The organism is Enterobacter quasiroggenkampii (genome assembly GCF_043972695.1).
GTDB classification, from domain to species: Bacteria; Pseudomonadota; Gammaproteobacteria; order Enterobacterales; family Enterobacteriaceae; genus Enterobacter; species Enterobacter quasiroggenkampii.
The window spans coordinates 2,994,081-3,017,515 of sequence record NZ_CP143745.1 but is presented as its reverse complement, the minus strand read 5'-3'; the positions used below and the strand labels follow the sequence as shown (position 1 = coordinate 3,017,515).

The window sequence follows — 23,435 nt, the reverse complement described above, 5'->3', positions numbered from 1 at the left end:
GGTTATGCGCGAAAAATGGCTTCTGGCGGGCGTGCTGCTCGCCGCGATCCCCGCCGCAGAGGCGGCACAAAGTAGTGATAAAGAAACCCTGCGCGATAAAAACGGTGAACCCGTTCAGGCAGGCGTCTTTACCAGCCGGTGGGGGCGTTTGTTCTCGGGAAATGACAAGAAATTTTCAGGCGCTCTGAGCTTCAGTTCGGGGCTGAAAGAGCAGCTGGTGAGCGTGCCTAATAGCTCTGACAGCGCCGCGCAGGAGAAAAAAATTAACCAGACGCTCAACCTTAGTCTGCAGTATTCCCCGTACAGCTTCTGGTTTGCCAACATTACCTCCCGGTTGCCGGTCAGAGATACCACCCGCTATACCGCCGATTTTCGCTACAGCTTCGGCTATGACGACTGGCACGCCAATACGTTCAGCCTGGTTTACGGTAACTACGGTGAAAACCACTTCTGGACGTCAGGCAGCCGGAGACATACCTATTTCGAACAGGGCGCCTTCACGCTGGCCTACAAGTTTTCACTACCGAAACCGGTTGAAAACACGCTCCTGATTAATAAAGGGGATTCCATCATTTGCCAGGTCGGGTACAGCTGGGTGCCGCGCTACTACGACCTCAGCAGCGATGACATCCGTAAAAATAAAAACGTCATGCTTGGCGGCTGCGGCTACACCTTTAAACAACATTTCTTCGTTCGTGCGACGGCATTCTGGTTCCCGGACAGCAGCCAGCAGCAGCCCTGGAACGGCGATTACAGCTACAGCTTTGGCTACGCGGGCTATACGCCGGGATCGTTCTCTGTTCAGTATGCTAACTATGCGGGGACGCGCTATCCGGGGCACGGCAACGGTAACGCAAAATTCAGGGAAGGGACCGTGAGCCTCATCTGGTTCTTACCGCTATAGGAGGGATACATGTCGGCGCTGCACGTGTTAATTGTTGAAGATTCGCTGATTTATCGTCGGTTACTCTCCCGGATGCTCACCCAGTGGGGGTATCTCGTGAGCGAGGCGGAAAATGGTGTTGCCGCGCTGGAAATCTTGTCCAGTCAGCCGGTCAGCATGGTGATAAGCGACTGGGAAATGCCGGAAATGGACGGGCTGACGCTGTGTCAGACCATCCGCAACCGTCAGTTTGGCCGCTATGTGTATATGATCCTGTTGACGGCCCGTGAGAATGCCGGGGACGTGACGCAGGGGTTTGATGCCGGGGCGGATGATTTTTTGAGTAAGCCCGTTGAACAGGCTGAACTCCGGGCGCGGCTTCACGCCGGGGTTCGTATTTTGACGCTGGAGGCGACCCTCGCGGCGCACAACAAGCGCCTGAGTGAAGCCTTGCATCAGATTGAAAAAGATCTTGAACTGGCGGCACGGGTTCAGCACTCGGTGCTGCCTTCACACCGCTTACGCTACGGCGACTACTTCTCCGACTGGCTTTTCTTGCCGTCAGCCTGGGTCTCGGGCGATGTGTTCAATATCTTTCCGCTGGATTCCCATCTGGGATTCTATTGCGTTGATGTCTCGGGTCACGGCGTGGGGGCCGCGATGATGTCCCTCGCGGTGGCTCGCCAGTTTTTACATGGCCGGGTGGTGGACCGCTTCCTGTTTACCGATGAGGGCGGCATTCAGTCACCCGCGGAGGTTGTCAGGATGTTGAACAGCCGCTTTTGCAGTGAAGAGAGCGACATCACCAGTTATTTCACGCTCATTTACGGCGTGATCGATCCAGAAAGCGGGCAGGGATTGTTGTGCCAGGCAGGGCATCCTACTCCCGTCATTGTGAACGCAGACAGCGCTGTCACGTCCGTGGGCGATGGCGGCCCGCCGGTCGGCCTGATCCCAGACCTGAGCTGGGAGGATGTCGCGTTTACCCTCAATCCGGGGGATCGCTTATGCTTATTCAGTGACGGTATTACGGAGTGCGAGAACGTCAGCGGCGAGCAGTTTGGCCCGCAGCGTCTCGAACGCTGGCTTCATGAGCATGCCCGGCTCCCGGTTGACCAGCTCCTGCCGCGGTTTGGTGACCACCTGACTGGCTGGCGCAATGCAAATCGTGATGAACCGATCGCCTTAACCGACGACGTGTCACTGCTCGTGATTGAACGTCAGGGAGAACAGAATGATTATTAACACCGAGCGACTACCGCATGCCAACATTCTCACGCCCGCGGTCCGGCGGCTGGATGCCTCCGTTGCCGCGACGTTTAAAGCGTCCGTGACGGAGGAAATTGGCAGCGATCGTAAAGCCTTAATCGTCGACTTTAGCAAAGTGGATTTTATCGACAGCAGCGGGCTGGGGATGCTGGTGTCGTTGTTCAAGCTGATGAACGGAAAAGGCGAAATGGCGCTGTGCGCCCTGAACCCCGGGATCATGAACATGTTCACCCTGACCCGAATGGATCGCATCTTCCGCATCTATCCGGATAAACATAGCGCGCTTGCGCAACTGGGGCAGTAGATGCAGAGGCCGGAACAGGCTGAGTTTCCGGCGGCGATCGCGTCCCTGACGCCGCTGTCCGGCTGGCTTGGCGACAGATTGAGCGCGCTTCCCGTCGATGATGAGTGGCGTTTCGCCTTCGATCTCGCCGCCTGTGAAGTGGCGACGAACATCATCCGCTACGCGCTTCACGAGGATAACTCGCGCGTCTTTCGCGTCCAGTTCGATGTCCGCGGCAATGACGTCTGCGTTGTTTTTAGCGACGCGGGTGACGCGTTCCCGCAGGAGCGGCTTGAGGCCGCCAGGCGAGACCGCTTCTGCGAAATGTCGCCGCTGCTGGAGAGCGGCAGGGGGCTGATGCTCATTTTGCTGAGCGTCGATCGTTTCACTGTGGAACGCGTGGCGGGTGAAAATATCGCCACACTTGAGAAGAAAATCAGCGTATGACCCGCAGGTCATACGCGCATGATTTTATTTCGTGTTGTCAGCAAACAGCGTCGGCGCCCATGGACGCGGATCCACCTCCATAAACGGCGCGCGCTCGAAGCGGTCCTTCAGTGCCCACGGCACCGTGCAGTCGAAGATCGTCTTGCAGGAGATGCCGTTACCGCGAATCGAGGTGCTGTAATCCGGCGACTGGGACGGATCCAGCTGATGGCCGCGGATCCCCGGAATATTGGTGATGCTGACATCGCCCTGCATGCGCGTCGTCATCGCCCACAGGATGTCGTCGCTGTCGAAAATATCCACGTCTTCGTCGACAAGAATAATGTTTTTCAGCTCCGAATAAGTGGCCAGGGCGATAAGCGCCGCCTGGCCCTGGCGTCCTTCGTCTGACGGCTGGCGTTTTTTCACCTGCAGTATCCCGAGGAACTTACCGCCGCCCGCGGTATGGGCATAGACGTTTTGCAGGAAGCCCGGAATAGCCTCCTCAACCGCATTGCGGATGCTGGCCTCGGTCGGCAGTCCGGCCAGCGTGGTATGTTCTTCCCCCGGTCCCACCAGCGTCTGCAGGATGGCGTGGTTTCGCATGGTCACGGCTTTCACTTTGATCACCGGCAGGGAGGGATTCGCCTCGCCGCAGTAGCCCGGGAACTCTGGCATCGCGTGGCCGGTGTTGGTGTGCTGATCCTCTCTCACGCGCACGCCCGGAAGCAGTTCACCTTCGATGATGATTTCCGCCCGCGCGATGGCTTTCTCTTTGACCGCCACGCCCTGCACCAGCTCAACCGGCTGCTGGCGCAGCGCCCCGGCGACGCCCAGCTCGTTATAGCCAAACGGCGTGGTTGGGGCCTCAAAGCACGCGCCGATATAGATGGCGGGATCGAGACCCATGTTGATCGTCACCGGCAGCGGCTTTCCGGCATCTTCCGCCTTTTTGCGGAACACTTCGATATGGCGCCCGGCGGCAAGGAACATGGAAAGCTCGTCGCGCTCCTGCACGCAGAGGCGGTGAATGGTGACATCCGTCAGCGAGCTGTCTTCCGGATCGCTTGCCAGCACCAGCCCCAGACAGAAGAACGGACCCGCATCAATCGGCGTGTTGGTTGGGGCCGGAAGCAGCTTGCGCAGGTCGAAGTCAGGATCGTCAGTGTAGAAGACCTGCTCCTGACAGGGGGCCTGCGAGGCCGGGACGACAACCGGCGCAACCGGCTTTTTGACTGCCTGGCCGACGTGTTTTGCCAGTTCAGAGGGCTCGCAGCCCAGAAGGAGCGCCGCGCGCTCGCGGCTGGCGTGCATGCCCACCAGGATGCGGGAGTGCGGATAGCCCTTAATGCTGTTGAACATCATGGCCGGGCCCGTACGGGTTGGACGTTTGACCGTGCCACCCGCGCCGATATGGCGATAGACGCCCGCCAGCTCCGCATTGGGATCGACCGGATGATCGGTTTCGATATACTGCCCTTCGTGGCGCTGCAGTAAGGCGATGGCGCTGCGGAGATCGTTAATCTTGTGTTCCATATTTTCCTCCCTCGGTTGAATACCTCCATTTTTATGGCAATGACCAATAGCATCAATTGCATCATTACTGTTAAATTGATAAGTAAATTCATATCAATTCAGGAAGTCGTCTCGTGCAGTTTCGTCAGATGCGCCACTTCATCGTCGTGGCCGAAGAGCTCCATATGCACCGGGCCGCCGAGCGTCTGAACATGGCGCAACCGGCGCTGAGCCAGCAGATAAAGGCGCTGGAAGAACGTTTAGGCGTCACGCTTTTCAGCCGTGCGAATCGCCGCTTAACCCTGACGCCCGCGGGCGAAGCGTTCCTGGTAAAAGCCAGGCTTGCCATCTCGTTAACCGAGCAGGCGGTGCTGGACGCCAGACAGACGGCAAGGGGCGAGCAGGGCGTGTTAAACCTCGGGTGCGTGTCGAGCGCGATGTTCGACGGCAGGCTACCCGCCGCGCTTCGCCAGATGCATAGCCGCTGGCCGGCCATTACCATGTCGCTGATGACGGGAAACGTGCAGACGCTCTATGCCGCCGTGCAGAGCAACCAGCTGGATGTGGCCATCATCCGCGCGCCGCTGCCGTCACTACCGGACGATCTGCAAAGCCGGCCGTTCGCCTCGGAGAAAACGGTGCTGGCGCTGTATCGTCAGCATCCGCTGGCCGGGTCCGCCGCGCTGACGCTTTCTTCGGTGAAAGACGAAAAATGGATCTCCCTGCGCGACCCGGAGGGTATGGGGCTGGAACAGTATTTCTATGACGCCTGCAGCGGGGCGGGCTTTCAGCCGGACGTGGTGCAAAACGCGACTGACGTGCCCACGGTGATAAGCCTGGTATCGGCAGGGTTTGGTCTGGCGCTGCTGCCCGCGTCGGCAAAGGCGGTGAGCGTCGAGAACGTCGTCTACGTGGACATCCTCGACCGGTTGCGGGAGAGCGAACTCACCCTGGTTTGCCACCGGATTATACGCTCAGAAGTGCTTAAAAAGTTTCTGGTTACCCTCGATCACACCTGACGTCCGGCGGCCCGCAGCAGCTGCTCGCGTAGCCAGGCATTCGCCGGATCCTGGCTGTTTTTCGGGTGCCAGTACATGTTGATGATAATCGGCTGGAGCGGCAGCGGTGGTGGAAAAATATCCAGCGTGCTGGCGAACCGTCGCAGCATCCGTTCCGGCAGGGTACAGACCAGGTCGGTACCGGCAACCAGCGGCGGCGCCATGGCGTAGCTCTGGGTGGACATGGCGACGTGTCGCTGATAGCCCAGCCCGGCAAGAGTTTGGTCGACAAAGCCGGTAAACGGATCTCCCACTGACGACACCACCAGATGGGAAAGCGCGCAGTAGCTTTCCAGATCTAACGGACCTGTTCCGCGCGCATGGCCTTTACGCTGAGCGGTGGCAAACGCGTCGTCGAGGAGTTTGCGCCTCACCCAGCCGTCATGGGCGCCCGCGCTCACGCCGATGTAGATGTCCACATCCCCGTTTTCCAGCTGCTGCGGCAGGTCAGCCATTGCTGGCAGGGCGAAGCGCAGGCGGATGCCGGGGGCGTCGGTTCCCACCTGGTTAAGTAGTTCGGTGCCGAGCATCAGCGCCGGGTTCTCATGCAGCGCGATAACAAAGGTCCGGCTGCTGGTTTGCGCATCAAATGCCGTGGGGGCAAACATCGCGCTGATGCCGCGCAGTACGTTCGCCACCTGCGGCCTGAGCGCTTCCGCTCGCGGCGTGGGTAATACCCCGCGTCCATGCGGGGAGGGAATGAACAGCGGTTCGCCAAACAGCGTGCGCAGACGGGCGAGACGGGCAGACAGCGCGGGCTGGCTGATGCCCAGCCGAGCGGCCGCATGGGTGATGTTCCTGTCCTGAAGCAGGGCGTCCAGCGTCAGGAGCAGGGCTATGTCCATGTCAGATATCCGCGTCATCGCTCTATTTCGCGCCGCTGGCGTCCCGGTTGGTATAGGTGACAGGGACCCAGGCATAACCGCTTTTCTCGCCTTTCGTCACATAGCCGATGCCCGGGAAAGGCAGGTGCGGGGCGGCAACCAGGTCCTTGTTTTTCACAAAGTCAGCGAACGCATGCTCGCGTACGCTTGCCGCTTTGTTCTGATCTTCATCATAGGTGATGGTCACCGCAGGCTGCGGGAACTGAACCGCCGCGGCATGAATGATGTCGCCGACAAAGGTGATCTTCTCGCCTTTACTCGTTAGCGTGTAGAAGGCTGAACCCGGCGTATGGCCGGGATGAACCGTGCCGGTCAGACCCGGGAGAATTTCCGATGTGCCGCTAAACGGCACCACTTTCCCCGCGTCAAGATAGGGCTTCAAGGTCTTCTGCGCGACGTCAAAGTAGTTCTTGCCGTAGCCGGTTTTCTTCTGATTGTCGTCGTTAAAGAAAAAGTCGATATCCGGTTTGCCAACGAAAACGCGCGCGTTGCTGAACACCACCTTGCCATCTTTCACCAGACCACCGGCATGATCGGAGTGAGCGTGAGTCAGCAGGACTTCAGTGATGTCCTCGGGTTTTATCCCCTGCGTTGCGAGGCTTTCAACCAGACGTCCGCCGGTATCAGGACCAAAGAGTTGGCCAGAGCCGGTATCCACCAGGATTTTATGTCCGGGTATCGCAATCAGGAACGCGTTGATGGAGACCTCAGCCGGGTTGGTCTGGAAATTTTTCGCGAGCAGCGCATCAATGTTTTGCGGCGTTGTCCGGCGCAGTAGCTTGTGCAGATCCTGCGCGACGGTCCCGTCGGTAAACGAGGTGACCAGAACGTCCCCAACCTGAACGCTATATCCGCCCGCCGGTTGTTTAACGACGTGCTGGGGCGTTTCTGCCGAGGCCTGGAGCGCAGGGTAGAAAAGCAGTGAACTGGAAATCAGCGTGGAAAGAGCAAGTTTTTTCACGGTAAGCATACGAGTCTCCTTTGAAAGTGCTCATCTTACTGCTCCGTAAAATTATAAGAACCTGCCCAGAAATGATAGGACCTATAAACGGGATGGATAGTCAACCGAAAGGCCGGGAAGGCGTGCAATGCTTTTCCGGCCCGTAAGACCTTATTTTTTCAGCGGTGCGTTCCAGCTCTCGAGCGTGGCTTTGGACCAGGCGCCATAAGCGGCATTAGGCAGCACAATCCAGTCGTTGCCGAAGTGTTCGGCGCTGGCTTCAACCAGCTCACGCTGCTGCTCGCTCGGCTTTTTGTTTTTAAACTGCACGGCGAAGTCCGGCAGGCTGTCGCCGAACAGCATCACGATCTGCTGCTTTTTGAGGATGCTCTGGCGGCGCTCTTCCTTGCTGACCGTATCCAGCAGCACGCTTTCGTCAGACACCTGCGGCAGGCCGAGAGCGTTTAACGTTTTCAGCGTGTCGGCTTTATTTTCCTGCATACGATCCGAGACATAGTAGATCCGGACCTTGCTCTGATTCACGTGGTCAAGAAACGCTTTTGCACCCGGGATTAAGCCGGGTTTTCCCTGCTTCTCCCAGTCGCTCCAGGTGTCCCATTGTGTATAGTCGTGACACTGCTCCGCGTCGCGCACCAGCAGAGGGGTGTTATCCAGCACCGTTTCGTCGAGGTCCATCACCACGGCGTAGTTTTCGGGCGTTTTCAGATCTTTTAACTTCTCGTTGAAACGCTCGGTGGCAAACCGATAGGTTTGCAGCTGAAGGGCCATAATCTCTGCCGATTTCTGCTGATAGCGCAGCGCCATTTCGTACGCTTTCGGTTCACACAGGTTACTCTCAGCGGCCGTTGCCGTCGCACTCAGAACAGGTAATGCCAGCAGTAATGCCTTAGCCATTGAATTCACGCTTTTTTCCTCAACACCCTGGTTAAAATCCCGAAAGCGTAATGAAATTCAGTGACAGAAATATGACCGTGATGTGGCAATGTGTTTCCGCTAGACCAGCATGTAATACCAGAACAGGGCGACCTCGTCTTTTTCCGGCAAGGCGTTGTAGAGATAACGGTCGTATCCGCCCAGGGTAAATCCGTAGTGACGGTAAAACAGGCAGGCAGAGACGTTCACATTTTGTGTTTCAAGCCGTAATCCCGGCGCGTTTACGCTGCGGGCCCAGACGTGGGCGGCGGCCATTAATTTTTGCGCGGCGCCGGTTCTGCGTCTGGTGCGATCAACGGCAATATAATCCACTGAAATAAACTTATTCCAGCCGATCGACGCGGTAATAAATCCGGCTAATTCACCGTCATCCGTTTCCGCCACAAGAAATATGGCGTCCGGATTAACGCAATGGTTTTCAAGCGTTTGAATGTCAAGTTCGTAGGTTTTTATCCACGGCTCGGCGACGGCTTCAATATGCAAATCACAATGGATAAAGGGCTCTCGCGCAATGTGGCTAATGGTGAAAGAAAAGTCACAACATTCAAGACGGACGAGGTCCGTATTTAATCCTTTTCGAATCTGCATAGTATTCCCGATAGTGAGTTATTTCATAAAGAATAGACGAAGCGGTTAAATCCGCTGAGCTCACGCACTTTTAATCCTGAACTAAGCTTGTACTTCGTTCCGCGTAAAATGTGGGTCATTCGAGGACAATGAATGGAATTCAGGACATTTCAAAAGCAGTGGGGTGCTGAGTTTATTTCCGATGACGTTGTACGTTTTCGCGTCTGGGCAGAAGGACAGAAAGAACTTACGCTACGTCTTGCCGCCACCGATGTGCCGATGACGGCAACAGGCCGCGGCTGGTTCCAGGCAGACGTCCCTGGCGTCACGCACGGTGCAGAATATCAGTTTGTTCTTCAGGACGGCATGGCGGTGCCCGATCCCGCCTCGCGGGCGCAAAAGGGCGACGTTAACGGACCCTCGGTGGTGATCGATCCCCGACGTTACCAGCCGGTCAACCGCGACTGGGCAGGGCGGCCGTGGGAAGAGACGATCATTTACGAATTGCACATCGGCACCTTTACCCCGGAGGGCACCTTCCGGGCGGCCATCGACAAGCTGCCGTATCTGGCAGAACTCGGGATTACCCAGCTTGAAGTGATGCCCGTCTCTCAGTTTGGCGGTTCCCGCGGCTGGGGGTACGACGGCGTGCTGCTGTATGCCCCTCACTCTGCCTACGGTACGCCGGAGGATTTCCACGCGTTTATCGACGCCGCGCACGGGCTGGGGCTTTCCGTGGTGCTGGATATCGTGCTCAACCACTTCGGCCCGGAGGGGAACTATCTGCCTTTGCTGTCACCCGCGTTTTTCGATGCTCAGCGGATGACGCCGTGGGGCAACGGCATCGCCTACGAGCGCGAGCCGGTGAGACAGTACATGACCGACGCGCCGCTCTTCTGGCTGACGGAATACCGGCTGGACGGCCTGCGGTTTGATGCCATCGACCAGATTAAAGACGGCTCGGATACGCATATTCTCGAGGAGATTGCCGCAAAAATTCGCGAGGCCATTCCGCATCGTCACGTTCACCTGACCACGGAAGACAGCCGCAACGTGATTTTCCTGCATCCGCGCGATGAACAGGGCAACGCGCCGTTGTTTACCGGCGAGTGGAACGATGACTTCCACAACGCCGCCCACGTATTTGCCACCGGTGAGACGCACGCCTACTACCAGGATTTTGCCTTTGAGCCGGAGAAAAAGTTCGCCCGGGCGCTGGCGGAAGGGTTTGTCTACCAGGGCGAGGTGTCTCTGCAAACCGGCGAATCCCGCGGGGTGGAGTGTCGCACGCAGCCGCCGCAGTTCTTCGTCGATTTTATTCAAAACCACGATCAGACCGGCAATCGCGCCCAGGGCGAGCGGCTTATCTCCCTCGCGGGTGCCGACAAGACGCGGGTGCTGCTTGCCGCGCTGCTGCTCTCCCCCCATATCCCGCTGCTGTTTATGGGCGAGGAGTATGGTGAAACCCACCCGTTCCTGTTCTTCACCGACTTTCACGGCGAACTGGCAAAGGCGGTGCGGGAAGGGCGCGCGAAAGAGTTTACTGGCCATGCCGGGCACGATGAAACCGTCCCGGACCCGAACGACGTGAACACGTTTATCCGCTCAAAGCTCGACTGGCATAAAGTCGCCACCGACGAGGGCAAGACGTGGCTGCGCTATACGCGCCATCTGCTGACGCTGCGCCATCGCTATATCGTTCCGCTTCTGCATCCGGGCGGCGCCGTTGAGAGCCATGTGCTCAAGACCGCGCCCGGCATGGTGGCGGTATGCTGGCGCTTTCCGTCGGGGACGCTCTCACTGGCGCTTAATATCGGCATTAAGCCTGTCGCGCTGCCCGCTCTGGCGGGGGAGACGCGTTTTGCCTCGCCGGAGGTCACTGACGTTTTACCCCCGAACGGTATTGTCGTTCGCTTTGCTGATGGAGAAGCATCGTTATGATCCCTTCCGCCACGTACCGAATTCAGTTCCGTAACGGCATGACCTTCGACCGCGTTGTGGCGCTGGTGCCGTATATGAAGGACCTCGGCATCAGCCACCTTTACGCATCGCCCGTGTTCACTGCCACGACGGGGTCTACCCACGGCTATGACGTGACCAACCCGAATGAAATCGACCCCGCCATCGGCGGGCGAGACGGGTTTGACCGTATGGCCGCCGCGCTCAAACAGGCCGGCATGGGATTGATTCTGGATATTGTCCCGAACCATATGTCCACCTCGCTGGAAAACCTCTGGTGGCGGGATGTGATTGAATATGGCCAACAGAGCCGCTATTTCCGCTACTTCGATATCGACGGGTCGCGACCGCTAACGCTGCCGTTTCTTGGCGACACCTTTGAGGCGGAGCTGGAGAAGGGAGCTATCACGCTAAAACGTGACCCTGTCACGAAAAAGGCCGCGCTGGTCTACTACGACGCGGAGTATCCGCTCAACCCCGGCACGTACAGCGAGGAGAAGAGCATTGCAGAACTGCACAACGCGCAAAGCTGGCGGCTGATGTCCTGGCGGGAGGCGCCAAAGCAGCTCTCGTGGCGGCGCTTCTTTGAGATCACCGGGCTGGTCGGCGTCCGGGTTGAAGATGATGCAGTCTTCGACGACACGCACCGGCTGATCCTTGAGCTGGTCCACGCGGGCGTGGTGGATGGTCTGCGCATTGACCATGTCGACGGCCTGGCGGATCCGCTGGGCTATCTGCAGCGCCTGCGGCATGCCACCGGGCCCGACTGCTACATTACGGTCGAAAAGATTCTCGCCAAAGGGGAACAGCTCCCCACTGACTGGCCGGTATCCGGTACCACCGGCTACGAGTTTATCGCCTCGCTGGCGGAAGTGCTGGTCGACGACAGTAGCCTGGGGCGTCTGGAGAAAATCCACGACGAGACGCTGGGCATCACGGTCGATCGCCACGCGGAACTGCGCGATGCCAAAGGCCTGATGGCCGATCGTAATTTTGAGGGTGAATTCACTACGCTGCTAAACCTTGCTGAGGATCTGGCACGCCGCAATGAGGTTGCGCTGCCGCGCGAGGAAATCCGCCACGCGCTGCGCGAACTGCTTATTGCGTTTCCGGTCTACCGCACCTACGGCACCCGGGAAGGATTAACCCCGCCGGACGTGGCGCTGCTTAACCGCGTAGTTGCCAGCGTGGAGACGTCGGAAGCCGCGCTCAGCCTGATCGTGCGCATTCTTACCGGCGACCTGCCGGAAGATTGCCGCGAGAGCGCCGCGCTGTTCAGGACCCGCTTCCAGCAGCTAACCGGGCCGCTGATGGCGAAGTCCGTTGAAGACACGCTGTTCTTTCGCCACAACCTCGAGCTTGCGCTCAATGAAGTCGGTGCTGACCCGACCCCGCGCGCGTTTTCCTTATCCCGCTTTCACCAGGAGATGCGCATTCGTCTGGCCCGTCAGCCCGACGCGCTGCTGGGCACCTCCACGCATGATACCAAGCGCGGGGAAGATGCCCGGGCGCGCCTTTACACCCTGACGGAAGCCCCGGAACGCTGGGGGGAAAATCTGGCCCGCTGGCGGCAGATGAACCAGACCCAGGTGCGTTTTCTCAATGACGGTACCGCGCCAAACGCCGCCGATACGTGGATGATCTACCAGGCGCTCGCGGGCGTCTGGCCCGCCAGGCTGTCACCGGACGACGCTGACGGGCTGGCATCACTGGAAGAACGTTTTCTCGGCTTCCTCGAAAAAGCGCTGCGCGAGGCGAAACAGCGCACCGACTGGATTGACAGTAACGAGAGCTATGAGAGCGTGGTGTTGAGCTACGCGCGGCACTTGCTTTCACCGGACAATAGCCTGTTCCTGCACGATTTCAGCGAGGCGATGCAGCCCTTTATCCGCGCCGGGCTGATGAACAGCCTCAGCCAGACGGTGATCAAGCTGACGGCACCCGGCGTGCCGGATATCTATCAGGGCAGCGAGGCGCTTAACTTCAGCCTTGTCGACCCGGATAACCGACGCGAGCCGGACTTTCCGGCCCTGGTGCAGAGCCTCAGCGCGGCGGATGCCGGGGTGTTTGACAACCCGGCATGCTGGCTGGACGGCAGGGTAAAACAGTTCGTTACCGCCACGCTGCTGCGGCTTCGACCGCACTACGACGCGCTTTTCCGCTACGGCGACTGGCTACCGCTCAAGGTCAGCGGCGAGCGCGAGGAGAACCTGATTGTCTATGCGCGCGTTAAGGACGACGAGGCGCTGATTGTCGCCGTACCGCGTCTGGTTTTTGACGTCACCGATAATCATCAGCTGTGGGTCAATACCACGGTCGCGTTACCCGACGAACTGGCCGGGAAGCGCTATCGGGATCTGTTCAGCGGCGAAAGCCGCATGCTGCAAGAAACGCTGGCGTTAACGTCAGAAAAGGGATGTGTACTGGTTCTGCTTACCTGCGAATAATCGTGGAGAACGAAAATGGCAAAGGATACAACGTTTGAAATTCGGGCCGGTCATGGCCAGCAGTTGGGGGCGAATTATGACGGGAAGGGCGTTAACTTCGCGCTGTTCTCCGCTCACGCTGAACGGGTGGAGCTCTGTCTGTTTGACCCGTCCGGGAAAACGGAAATCGCCCGGCTGGAGCTGCCGGAGTATACCCATGAGGTCTGGCACGGCTATGTGCCCGACCTGAAGCCGGGGGCACTGTATGGCTATCGCGTCTACGGCCCCTACGACCCGGAAAACGGTCATCGCTTCAACCCGCATAAGCTGCTTATCGACCCCTACGCCCGCGAACTGGTGGGTGACATCGACTGGAACGACGCCCATTTCGGCTATGAGCTGGGGCATGACGAGCTGGATTTGAGCTTTGATACGCGAGACAGCGCGCCGTTTACGCCGAAAGGCAGGGTCATCGACCCGAACGCCTTTGACTGGCAGGACAACAGCCGGCCGAACGTGCCCTGGCCGCATACCGTTGTCTATGAGAGCCACGTGAAAGGCTTTACCCAGATGAACCCGGCCATACCACCCGAACTGCGCGGCACGTTTGAAGGCATGGGGCATAAAGCCTCGGTCGATTATATCAAAAGCCTGGGCATTACCTCGGTGGAGCTGCTGCCGGTTCACTGGTTCCCGGATGACCAGCACCTGCTCGACCGCGGCCTGAAGAACTTCTGGGGCTATAACACGCTGGGCTTTTTTGCTCCGGCGTCGCGCTACTACGGCCCGGCAGGGATTCAGGGCTTTCGCGATATGGTGCGCGCCTATCATGACGCGGGCATCGAGGTCATTCTTGACGTGGTGTACAACCACACGGCGGAAGGGAACGAGCTTGGCCCGACGCTCTCGTTTAAGGGGATTGATAACTACAGCTATTACCGCACGCTCCCGGACCAGCACCGGTACTACATCAACGACACCGGGACGGGAAACACGGTCAACACCTCGCATCCGCGCGTGTTGCAGATGGTGATGGATTCCCTGCGCTACTGGGCGGAATCGATGCACATTGACGGTTTTCGTTTCGACCTCGGGACGATCCTGGGCCGCGAGCCCGAAGGGTTTGACCCGCGCGGCGGTTTTTTTGACGCCATGACTCAGGATCCGGTCTTATCCCGACTGAAGCTGATTGGTGAACCCTGGGATATCGGTCCCGGCGGCTATCAGGTGGGCGGATTCCCGCCAGGCTGGGGGGAGTGGAACGACAAATACCGCGACACCGTTCGCGAGTACTGGAAGGGGGACAACGTCTCCACGGACTTTGCCGCGCGTCTGCTCGGTTCCGGCGATCTGTACGATCTGCGCGGACGCCGTCCGTGGGCCAGCGTCAACTTTATCACCGCCCATGACGGCTTTACGCTGAATGACCTGGTGTCGTACAACGAAAAGCACAACGCCGACAACGGTGAGGACAATAACGACGGGCATAACGATAACCGCTCGTACAACTACGGCGAGGAAGGGCCAACCGAGAACCCGGATATTATTGCTACCCGCGAACGGCAGAAACGTAATTTCCTGACCACGCTGCTGTTCTCCCACGGCACGCCGATGCTGCTGGCGGGGGACGAGTTTGGCCGTACGCAGAAGGGGAATAACAATGGATACTGCCAGGACAGTGAGATCTCGTGGATCGACTGGAAGGGACTCTCCGAAAACGACGCTGCGCTGCGTGACTTTACCCGTCGTCTCATTGCCCTTCGCGCGCAACAGCCGCTGCTGCGCCGTGAAAGCTGGCGAGACGGGCTGGAGATCCGCTGGTTCAATGCCGGAGGCGGTCCACAGCAGGCCGAGCAGTGGGATGAAGGCTCGACGCTTGGGGTCTCCATCAGCAGGCCGGATCTGCGGCAGGAGGACGGTATCTGGCACGACGTGCTGATGCTGTTCAACCCGTTTGAAGGCACCGTGCCGTTCCAGATCCCGCAATTTGGCGAAGGGGGATGGGTGCTGGAGCTGTCTACGGCGGATGACGCTGCCACCGGGACAGCGATCACCGAAACCGTTGAGTACGAACTGGCCGGGCGCAGCATTACGCTGTTCCGCCGTCCTTAGTTACAGTGACGCCGCCGCCCGGGCGGCGGTGTCATACAGGGAGGAGATCGTGCGTAACAGCTGCGCGGTCTCGCCAATCGACTTCCCGGCAATGCCGCTCTCCGCGTGGATCGCAATCAGACACGCTTCCCGCACGTCCCGGTATTTCATGCACAGCGCTTTCCCTTCCTCCGTGGTGGAGAAAAAAAGCTCTTTACCCGCTTTCTCGCTCGTCACGTAGCCTGCTTTGACCAGCTTTTTCAGGGCATAGGTCACCACGTGGGTATCTTCCACGTTGAGGACGAAGCAGATATCGGCCAGCTTTTTCTTGCGGTCGCGGTGGTTCACGTGATGCAGCAGCGAAACGTCAAAGGCGCCCATATCGGGCTCGCCGGCAGCCGTCATGCAGCGCACCATCCATTTGTTGAACGCGTTGCTGGTCATGATCAGCGCATATTCCAGCTCTGATAACTCCGCGCAGCGCTCGGATACCAGGTGGCGGGAAGAGACGATCCGGCCATCGTTGATATCGTCGCGATCGGGTGAAGCACTCTTTTCTGAGGTCATAACGTTCCTTAGCCAGAAATGTAAACTCATCGATAAAATAAGAACATTTTATTGATAATTTGTTTACATGTTTTTGAGGTTCAGATATAGCTTTTTAGCGCAGGTTTTGCGAAGCCTGCCAACAAAACACAACATCGCTCGCCGCAAATTAAAAAAATAGCCGTCGGCGCGCAACGCTCACTTTCGATAGGGTAAACGTTATGGACGGTACTACGCTGTTGCCGCTGATCGGGATACCGATCGTGGTTATTGGTTTTGCACTGCGCTTCAACCCGCTGCTGGTGGTCGTGGTGGCGGGGCTGGCGACGGGTCTGCTGGTCGGGATGGATTTCGGCATGCTGCTGGAGACCTTTGGCGAGAAGTTCGTCAATAGCCGATCGCTGGCCACCTTCATCCTGATCCTGCCGGTGATTGGTCTGCTGGAATATTACGGGCTTAAAGAGCGCGCCCAGGCCTGGGTGGCGAAGATCGCCAGCGCCACCTCAGCGCGTATTCTGATGCTCTATTTTGTCGCGCGGGAAGGCACCGCCGCGCTGGGCCTGATGTCGCTGGGCGGTCACGCGCAGACGGTGCGCCCACTGCTGGCGCCGATGGCCGAAGGAGCGGCGCTGAACGAATATGGCGAGCTGCCGCAGCACATTCGCGACAAAATCAAAGCCCACGCCGCCGCGTGCGACAACATCGCGGTTTTCTTTGGGGAAGATATCTTTATTGCCTTTGGGGCGGTGCTGCTGATCGACGCGTTCCTGAAAGAGAACGGTATTCAGGGCATTGAACCGCTGCATATCGGCCTGTGGGCCATTCCCACCGCGATTGCGGCATTGATTATTCATATGACGCGCCTGCTGCGCCTCGATGCAAGCATCCGTCGCGACGTGATGGCCTGGCGTGTAGAGCAGGGTACGCAGGAGGCCGCGCAATGATGACGCTTATCACCATCAACCGCGTGTACTACCTGATTGGCTTTGTCGTGATGCTGCTGGTTGTGATGACCCTGCGCGATCGCGCCAATCCGAAGCGCTTTACCACCGCGCTGTTCTGGTTCTTGTTTGGCGGGATCTTCCTGTTTGGCGATCTGATGGTTCAGGAACTCGGCAAATCGCTGGCGTACCGGATTATCGGCGGCGGCGTTATCGCCATCGCGCTGCTGGCGGGGTTTGGCCTCGTCGGGAAAGGGCACTATAAAATATCGACCGAGGAGGAGCGCGTCGCGTCGTCAAACCGGCTTAAAAACTGGCTGTTCCTGCCCGCGCTGATGATCCCGGTGGTGACGGTGTTGGGCACGTTATTCCTGAAGGGCGTTTCGATCGGCGGCGTGTTTCTGCTCGATCAGAAGCAGCTCACCCTGGCGGCGCTGTGCGTGGCCTGCGTCGCGGCGATCCTCACCGGCTGGTGGCTGACCAAAGGCACACCGCTCCATGCCGTTCGTCAGTCCCGTCGTCTTGTCGATACCATCGGCTGGGCGGTGATCCTGCCGCAGATGCTGGCCATGCTCGGCGGCGTGTTCGTGGTGGCCAACACGGGCGACTCGGTACAGAAGGTGGTGAGCCTGTTTGTGAACCCGGATAGCCGCTTTATGCTGGTGGTGATTTACTGCGTGGGTATGGCGCTGTTTACCATGATCATGGGTAACGCCTTTGCGGCCTTCCCGGTGTTAAGTGCCGGTATCGCCTTGCCGTTTCTGATCAACGTGCATCACGGCAACCCTGCGCCGCTGCTGGCGATTGGCATGTATGCAGGCTACTGCGGCACGCTGATGACGCCGATGGCCGCGAACTTCAATATCGTTCCCGCCGCGCTGCTGGAGCTGAAAGACAAATATCAGGTGATCAAGATCCAGATCCCGACCGCGTTAACCCTGCTGGTGGTGAACGTGTTCTTAATGTATTTCCTCGTGTTTCGCTAAGGAGCTGTCATGGAATTAACGCAACATCAGGCCGACGCGTTTGCCCGCATGCCTTTGACCTATTTGCGCCAGGAATACCCGAACCACATCATGCACCTGCTTAATGATGATGGTGACGTTCTGCCGCCGCGTGAACTGCATCCCATTTTCTACGGCTGTTTTGACTGGCACTCGGCGGTGCACGGTTACTGGCTGCTGCTGCGCTGCGTACGCCTCTATCCAGAATTACCGTGTCGGGACGCGATCGTCGCGCTTTTTGACGAGCACATGACCGAAGAGAACGTGGCGAAGGAGCTGGCCTATTTTACCGCGCCGTTCCGCGCCTCGTTTGAGCGTCCGTATGGCTACGGCTGGCTGCTGGCGCTGGCCCAGGAGCTGAAGCAGTCGTCGCTGCCGCAGGCCGCGGGCTGGTACCAGACGCTGGCGCCGCTCACCCAGGATATTCGCAACCGGCTGGTGGATTACCTCGGTAAGCTCACCTATCCGATCCGCGTCGGGACGCACTACAACACCGCGTTTGCCCTTGCGCTGGCGCTCGATTACGGTCGCGCAGTCGGAGACAAGGCGCTTGAACAGGCGATGGTGGCAGCGGCGGAGCGGTTTTATCTCGCCGACACGCGCTATCCGGCTCATTATGAGCCCGGCGGAGACGAGTATATTTCCGGCGCGCTGACGGAGGCGCTGCTGATGAGTAAGGTGGCTGAAGATTTCCCGGCCTGGTTTGACGCGTTTCTGCCGGAGGTGGGCGCGGTTACGGCACTGATGAACCCGGCGGAAGTGAACGATCGTACCGACCCGAAAATTGCCCACCTGGACGGATTAAACCTCAGCCGCGCGTGGTGTATGAAGCACATTGCGAAAGCGCTTCCTGCCAGCCACCCGGCGCAACCGGCATTGCGCGAGGCGGTGACGAAACATCTGGCCGCAAGTGTCGGGCATGTGGTCGGCAGCCACTATAGCGGCGGGCACTGGCTGGCGAGCTTTGCGCTGCTGGCGCTGGAGTAAACAAACGCGCCGTCTTTCTTGCCGGGTGGCGCTGCGCTTACCCGGCCTACATTGTGCAACGCTTGCCTGTAGACCGCGCAGGGCGCAGCCTGCTCAGGCTAAATATCACCGAACCCGTCGAGGCGATGACGGCTAGCCACAGTGCAACCTGGATAGCATGTTGATGGTCCCATCCTGCCGCTGCTCCCAGCAGAACCCCCACCACGGCGGCGCCGAGACACTGGCCGAATGTCCTCACAATCGACAACACGCCGGAGGCATAGCTGGCATATTCCCGCGCGACGTTAGCGAGCATTTCCCGGTTATTGGGGCTCTGGAAGCAGCCAAAACCAATACCGCATACCAGGCTGCGCAGGCAGATATTCCACACGGAAGGATTCTCCGGCAACGTGGCCAGCAGGACCAACCCACCGACAAAGACGATAAGCCCGAGGGTCGAGATCAGCGGCGCGGAGATCGTATCCGCCCAGCGACCCGCGTGCGGCGCGATAAGCACGATGCCAATCGGCCACGGGGTAAACAGCAGCGCCGACACCACCGGGCTGTAGCCATACACGCTCTGAAACAGGAACGGCAGCGTGACAAACGTGATCCCCTGGCTCACAAACGAGGCCAGCGAGGTCAGCGCGGCGAGGGTGAAGCGCCCGTTTTTGAACATCACCGGCGGCAGTAAAGGATGTTGCGCGCGCCGGATACGCCAGGTAAAGGCGAAGGCGCTGACCAGCGCGAGAACGCCCCAGCAGACGGCCTGCCGGTTAATGTGCTCCGTCACGTGCTGAAGGCTGTCGGCCATCATGATCGCCGAACCTAACAGGACGGCGGAGAGCACGGCGCCCGGCGCGTCAAAGGGAGTGCGATCAACGGCCGATTCCCGCGGTAAGGCCCGCCATGCCAGCAGCAGGGCGATGCTGCCCGGAATAAGGTTAATGGCGAAAAGCCATTGCCAGCTCAGGGCGTCCAGTATTGTTCCGCCGAGTACCGGGGCTATCGCCGTGCTGGAGGCGATAAGCAGGGCGTGCAGTCCCAGGATACGGCCCAGCAGTCGCCCCGGAAAAACGGACCGCAGGATCGCCGGGGCGATACTCAGGGTCGCCGCGCCGCCGATGCCCTGCAGAATTCGCATCCCGGTTAACATTTCCGGCGTTGTTGCCAGCGCGCAGCCCAGCGAGGTGAGCGTAAAGGTGGCAAGCCCGGTCAGAAAGATTGGGCGATAGCCCACACGGGCCGCCAGCGCCGCGAAGATGGCCAACGTCATCGCCGCTGACAGCAGATAACCGTTGGCGAACCAGACCGCTACGTTCGCGGGGACCTGCATCGCGCTTGCCATGGAGGGGAGCGCGATGTTGATCATGGTACCGTCAAAAACGCCCATCAGCGTGGTGGTCATAACGGCGGCCATCACCCTGGCGCGTTCATGTCCGGGTAAACCTTCATCGCCGGGCTGGTTTGAAAAGAGCGTCATCGTCGTTACTCCGAATAAGAATCGTGATGACGAAACTATAATCATGCGGTATACAGGGCGGAAGACGCAGTATTTGCACTTAATCGTTGCACGTAACGCCATATCTGAGGAGCCATCGTGTCCGATCCTGATTTTAACCTTCTGGTTGCGCTCGACGTTTTGCTGGCAGAAGCCAGCGTGGCGGGCGCGGCGCGACGTTTGAACCTGAGCACCTCCGCCATGAGCCGCACCCTGAGCCGGCTGCGGGAGGTGACCGGCGATCCGATCCTGGTACGGGCCGGTCGTCACATGGTGCTGACGCCCTGGGCCGAAGCCACCCGGGACCGCGCCAGAAGCGCCGTGCACGAGGCGAGGGCGGTGCTGCAGCCCTCCACCGACGCGCTGAAGGTGGAAAACCTCGAACGGCTGTTCACCATCCGGGCCAATGACGGTTTTGTGGTGGCGTTTGGGCCTCTGCTTATTGCTGCGGTGGCGAGCGTCGCGCCCGGGGTGTGCATCCGCTTCTCACCGAAACCGGAAAAAACGTCGCGCTACTTGCGGGAGGGACTTGTCGATCTGGAGATTGGCGTGCAGGGCAACATGGGGCCTGAAATACGGCTGCAAAGGCTTTTCCAGGATCGGTTTGTTGGCACGGTGCGCAAGGGGCATCCGCTGTCAGAGCAGCCGGAGGTCAGCCTGAGTGACTATGTCGCCTGGGGGCATGTGGTGGCCTCGCCGGACGGATCGCTGCACGGGTTTGTCGATGAGGCGCTGGCGGAGCGCGGGATGAAGCGCAAGGTCGCCAGCGTGGTGCCCGGTTTTCCGACGGCGTTATCCGTGGCGCTGGCCTCCGATCTGATTGCCATGGTGCCGGCGTTATACCTGCTCAATCAGGCGATGACCGAGCGCGTGCATGTCTTTGAACTGCCCTTTAAGACCCGCACTATTACGGTATCCCAGATGTGGCATCCGCGCATGGAACGGGACCCGGCGCATCGCTGGCTCAGGGAAAAGGTCCTTGAGGTGTGCCGCGCAGTTTGCTGACGCTCAGAGCACTTTCCCCGGCACGGTGAGGATGAAGCGCGTCGACACCGCATCCGATTCCACGCGGACTTTTCCGTGGTGTGCGGTGACGATGGACTTCACGATGGCAAGCCCAATGCCGCTGCCTTCGCCTTTACGCTGCCTGGATGGATCGACGCGATAAAAACGGTCAAACAGCTTCGGCAGATGCGCCTGCGGGATCGGCGTACCGGGGTTTTCTGTCACCAGCTCAACGTCGTTATCCTGTTTTCGCAGTGAGACCGTCACCGTTTTGCCCGCTGGCGTATAGCGCAGGGCATTAGATAACAAATTATTGATGGCCCTTCTGAACATCTGCGGATCGCCTTCTATCAGGCAGGGCATCCCGTTGAATGTCAGCGCGATGTGGCGTTCTTCCGCCCAGGCCTCGAAGAAATCAAACACCTTTATGACCTCGGCGCTTAAATCAAACATCACCCGATCCGGGATGAGCTGATTATTATCGGCCTGTGCCAGAAACAGCATGTCGCTGACCATGCGGGTCATCCGGTTGTACTCTTCCAGACTGGAGTACAACACATCCTCCAGCTCCTTCGCAGAACGGTTCTGACTCAGCGCGATTTCGGTTTGCGTCACCAGGTTGGTGATGGGGGTTCTGATTTCGTGCGCGATATCGGCGGAAAAGTTAGCCTGACGGGTAAAAACATCTTCAATCTTCTCGATCATCTGGTTGAAGGAGATGACCAGTTGTTCCAGCTCAACGGGGACGCGGGACGGCTCCAGTCGTGCATCCAGGTTTTCGGAGGTGATATTTTTAATGGCGTTGCTGACGTTACGCAGGGGCAAATGTCCCTGACGCACCGCGATGCGGATGACAAGAATAATCAGCAGGCTGATAACCGCGGCAATCGCCAGAAGGTTTTTTTTCAGCGCCTCAAGATAGTGAAGATGAAAATTAATGGAGAGCCCGATCAGCATGACGTAGTCCTGGGTTTTGCCCTGCAGCGTCGCCGTGCCTGAGGAGGCGATAATCCGGTACGTTTCCATTTTCATGTCGGACCCGGCATGCATGGGGTTGGCCGGGTCTTCTACCGTCCAGAGAAACACATCCTGTGCACGACGGTGTTCGCTAAAGTCCGCCGTCTTCATTGCCGGGCGCAATGCCGCCCCTTGCGTCGAGCTGAACAGGGTATTGCCCTGTGGATCCAGAAGCAGGACGGCCACGTTGCGGTAACTGGCGATCGACTCTTTGATCTTACTGATTTTCTTTTGGTCGGGATCGGCCGGTGAGTGCAGAATGCGGTGCATCGCGGTGCTGATCTGCTGAAGGTCGCTGATATCCTGCTCGGCAAAGTGCTTCTCAACGGAGTGCAGCATGAACCAGGTAAAGGCGAAGAAGGCCAGTATGGTGGAGAGGCTGATAAAAAAGGTCAGCCGCAGCGCAAGAGAGAACGGGCGTCGGAGGGGCTTAACGCGCATCCGGCACCTCCAGCATATAGCCCACGCCGCGCACCGTCTGGATCAGCTTCGGTTCAAAGTCATTATCGATCTTTGCGCGCAGCCGCTTTACCGCCACATCAATCGCGTTCGTGTCGCTGTCAAAGTTCATGTCCCATACCTGGGAGGCAATCAGGGAGCGGGGCAGCACTTCCCCCTGATGGCGCATGAAAAACTCCAGCAGGCTGAACTCCTTGCTGGTGAGCATAATCCGACTACCGGCCCGGCTGACTTTTCTCGACACGAGGTCAACCGTCAGGTCTGCTACCTGAAGCTGGCTTTCTGCGATCACCGTATTTCCGCGTCTTAACAGCGTCCTTACCCGGGCGAGCAGCTCGGCAAAGGCGAACGGCTTGATCAGATAATCATCTGCGCCCAGCTCAAGCCCTTTAACACGGTGTTCAATCGTACCGAGAGCCGTCAGAAGCAGTATGGGTATCCCTTTTCCGGCAGAGCGAAGCATGCGGACAATATCCCAGCCGTTCACATCGGGCAGCATGATGTCGAGAATCAGCAGATCGTATTCAGCGGTCATGGCGAGATGGTAACCGTTCAGGCCATTATCAGCGTGGTCCACGACAAACCCCGCTTCAGTGAGTCCCTTGCTGAGGTACTCACCGGTTTTCATTTCGTCTTCAACGATCAGTATTTTCATCTTGCTCCCCTGACTGGCTGCTGATGACATTCTATGGCGCCCGCCACCGTTCACAATGACTTACGTTAAAAATGACAACATTGTCA

Annotated in this window: 21 protein-coding genes; 12 read left to right on the top strand and 9 right to left on the bottom strand. The window is 58.7% G+C overall.

Annotated elements, in window-relative coordinates; translation table 11 throughout:
- Nucleotides 1-4: 4 nt before the first annotated feature.
- Genes V1572_RS14540 through V1572_RS14525 form a run of 4 tightly spaced genes read left to right on the top strand, consistent with a single transcriptional unit; the run spans nucleotide 5 to nucleotide 2,882 of the window.
- On the top strand, nucleotides 5-904 hold the full coding sequence (locus tag V1572_RS14540) for a hypothetical protein (protein WP_080474230.1): 900 nt from the start codon (nucleotides 5-7) through the stop codon (nucleotides 902-904).
- A gap of 9 nt (nucleotides 905-913) precedes the next feature.
- Nucleotides 914-2,128, top strand: coding sequence for a PP2C family protein-serine/threonine phosphatase (locus tag V1572_RS14535; protein ID WP_126533853.1), 1,215 nt, complete (start codon nucleotides 914-916; stop codon nucleotides 2,126-2,128).
- The gene (locus V1572_RS14530; protein ID WP_048223277.1) at nucleotides 2,118-2,456 is read left to right on the top strand and encodes an STAS domain-containing protein; all 339 of its coding nucleotides are present in this window, start codon (nucleotides 2,118-2,120) and stop codon (nucleotides 2,454-2,456) included. Before V1572_RS14535 ends, V1572_RS14530 begins: the two co-directional genes overlap by 11 nt.
- Complete coding sequence (locus tag V1572_RS14525; protein WP_208762889.1) at nucleotides 2,457-2,882, top strand: ATP-binding protein; 426 nt, start codon at nucleotides 2,457-2,459, stop codon at nucleotides 2,880-2,882.
- A gap of 24 nt (nucleotides 2,883-2,906) precedes the next feature.
- Here the strand turns inward: V1572_RS14525 and V1572_RS14520 are convergent, their stop codons facing one another.
- Nucleotides 2,907-4,397 (bottom strand): UbiD family decarboxylase, encoded by a 1,491-nt coding sequence (locus V1572_RS14520; RefSeq protein ID WP_395299298.1) that lies wholly within the window; start codon nucleotides 4,395-4,397, stop codon nucleotides 2,907-2,909.
- Nucleotides 4,398-4,510: 113 nt separating this feature from the next.
- On the opposite strand from V1572_RS14520, the gene V1572_RS14515 reads away from it, so the two are divergent.
- Complete coding sequence (locus V1572_RS14515; RefSeq protein WP_008501665.1) at nucleotides 4,511-5,395, top strand: LysR substrate-binding domain-containing protein; 885 nt, start codon at nucleotides 4,511-4,513, stop codon at nucleotides 5,393-5,395.
- On the opposite strand, the gene V1572_RS14510 is transcribed toward V1572_RS14515, so the two are convergent.
- The 4 genes from V1572_RS14510 to V1572_RS14495 form a co-directional block, all read right to left on the bottom strand.
- Nucleotides 5,386-6,297: a LysR family transcriptional regulator gene (locus V1572_RS14510; RefSeq protein WP_262801670.1), complete on the bottom strand. Its 912-nt coding sequence runs from the start codon at nucleotides 6,295-6,297 to the stop codon at nucleotides 5,386-5,388. The genes V1572_RS14515 and V1572_RS14510 overlap by 10 nt on opposite strands.
- A gap of 4 nt (nucleotides 6,298-6,301) precedes the next feature.
- A complete protein-coding gene (locus tag V1572_RS14505; RefSeq protein ID WP_395299297.1) occupies nucleotides 6,302-7,288 on the bottom strand; it encodes an MBL fold metallo-hydrolase in 987 nt (328 codons plus the stop codon).
- A gap of 141 nt (nucleotides 7,289-7,429) precedes the next feature.
- Entirely contained in the window at nucleotides 7,430-8,173 is a 744-nt protein-coding gene (locus V1572_RS14500; RefSeq protein ID WP_395299993.1) for a 5'-nucleotidase, lipoprotein e(P4) family, read from the bottom strand.
- A gap of 99 nt (nucleotides 8,174-8,272) precedes the next feature.
- Nucleotides 8,273-8,800, bottom strand: coding sequence for a GNAT family N-acetyltransferase (locus tag V1572_RS14495; protein ID WP_045910584.1), 528 nt, complete (start codon nucleotides 8,798-8,800; stop codon nucleotides 8,273-8,275).
- Nucleotides 8,801-8,932: 132 nt separating this feature from the next.
- On the opposite strand from V1572_RS14495, the gene treZ reads away from it, so the two are divergent.
- From treZ to glgX, 3 genes are read left to right on the top strand one after another with little or no spacing between them, the layout of a single operon-like run.
- Nucleotides 8,933-10,720, top strand: coding sequence for a malto-oligosyltrehalose trehalohydrolase (gene treZ / locus V1572_RS14490; protein ID WP_395299296.1), 1,788 nt, complete (start codon nucleotides 8,933-8,935; stop codon nucleotides 10,718-10,720).
- The gene (treY, locus tag V1572_RS14485; RefSeq protein WP_395299295.1) at nucleotides 10,717-13,185 is read left to right on the top strand and encodes a malto-oligosyltrehalose synthase; all 2,469 of its coding nucleotides are present in this window, start codon (nucleotides 10,717-10,719) and stop codon (nucleotides 13,183-13,185) included. The genes treZ and treY overlap by 4 nt, the downstream gene beginning before the upstream one ends.
- Before the next feature lie 15 nt (nucleotides 13,186-13,200).
- Nucleotides 13,201-15,276 (top strand): glycogen debranching protein GlgX, encoded by a 2,076-nt coding sequence (gene glgX / locus V1572_RS14480; RefSeq protein ID WP_395299294.1) that lies wholly within the window; start codon nucleotides 13,201-13,203, stop codon nucleotides 15,274-15,276.
- Here the strand turns inward: glgX and V1572_RS14475 are convergent, their stop codons facing one another.
- Nucleotides 15,277-15,822 (bottom strand): winged helix DNA-binding protein, encoded by a 546-nt coding sequence (locus V1572_RS14475; RefSeq protein ID WP_024908533.1) that lies wholly within the window; start codon nucleotides 15,820-15,822, stop codon nucleotides 15,277-15,279.
- Nucleotides 15,823-16,022: 200 nt separating this feature from the next.
- On the opposite strand from V1572_RS14475, the gene V1572_RS14470 reads away from it, so the two are divergent.
- The 3 genes from V1572_RS14470 to V1572_RS14460 are packed head-to-tail and all read left to right on the top strand — an operon-like array spanning nucleotide 16,023 to nucleotide 18,733.
- Nucleotides 16,023-16,745, top strand: a complete 723-nt coding sequence (locus V1572_RS14470) for a DUF969 domain-containing protein (RefSeq protein ID WP_395299293.1) — start codon at nucleotides 16,023-16,025, stop codon at nucleotides 16,743-16,745.
- Nucleotides 16,742-17,728: a DUF979 domain-containing protein gene (locus tag V1572_RS14465; RefSeq protein WP_395299292.1), complete on the top strand. Its 987-nt coding sequence runs from the start codon at nucleotides 16,742-16,744 to the stop codon at nucleotides 17,726-17,728. Before V1572_RS14470 ends, V1572_RS14465 begins: the two co-directional genes overlap by 4 nt.
- Before the next feature lie 9 nt (nucleotides 17,729-17,737).
- Nucleotides 17,738-18,733 carry a DUF2891 domain-containing protein gene (locus V1572_RS14460; RefSeq protein WP_395299291.1) on the top strand — a complete coding sequence of 332 codons (996 nt, stop codon included), beginning with the start codon at nucleotides 17,738-17,740 and terminating at the stop codon, nucleotides 18,731-18,733.
- A gap of 46 nt (nucleotides 18,734-18,779) precedes the next feature.
- Here the strand turns inward: V1572_RS14460 and V1572_RS14455 are convergent, their stop codons facing one another.
- Complete coding sequence (locus V1572_RS14455) at nucleotides 18,780-20,195, bottom strand: MFS transporter (RefSeq protein ID WP_395299290.1); 1,416 nt, start codon at nucleotides 20,193-20,195, stop codon at nucleotides 18,780-18,782.
- Between the two features lie 117 nt (nucleotides 20,196-20,312).
- Here V1572_RS14455 and V1572_RS14450 point away from each other — a divergent pair, with 117 nt between their 5' ends.
- Nucleotides 20,313-21,218 carry a LysR family transcriptional regulator gene (locus V1572_RS14450; RefSeq protein WP_048223255.1) on the top strand — a complete coding sequence of 302 codons (906 nt, stop codon included), beginning with the start codon at nucleotides 20,313-20,315 and terminating at the stop codon, nucleotides 21,216-21,218.
- A gap of 3 nt (nucleotides 21,219-21,221) precedes the next feature.
- On the opposite strand, the gene V1572_RS14445 is transcribed toward V1572_RS14450, so the two are convergent.
- Together V1572_RS14445 and V1572_RS14440 are read right to left on the bottom strand one after the other, a co-directional pair.
- Nucleotides 21,222-22,676 (bottom strand): Cu(+)/Ag(+) sensor histidine kinase, encoded by a 1,455-nt coding sequence (locus V1572_RS14445; RefSeq protein WP_395299289.1) that lies wholly within the window; start codon nucleotides 22,674-22,676, stop codon nucleotides 21,222-21,224.
- Nucleotides 22,666-23,349: a copper/silver response regulator transcription factor gene (locus tag V1572_RS14440; protein ID WP_395299288.1), complete on the bottom strand. Its 684-nt coding sequence runs from the start codon at nucleotides 23,347-23,349 to the stop codon at nucleotides 22,666-22,668. The genes V1572_RS14445 and V1572_RS14440 overlap by 11 nt, the downstream gene beginning before the upstream one ends.
- Nucleotides 23,350-23,435: the final 86 nt, after the last annotated feature.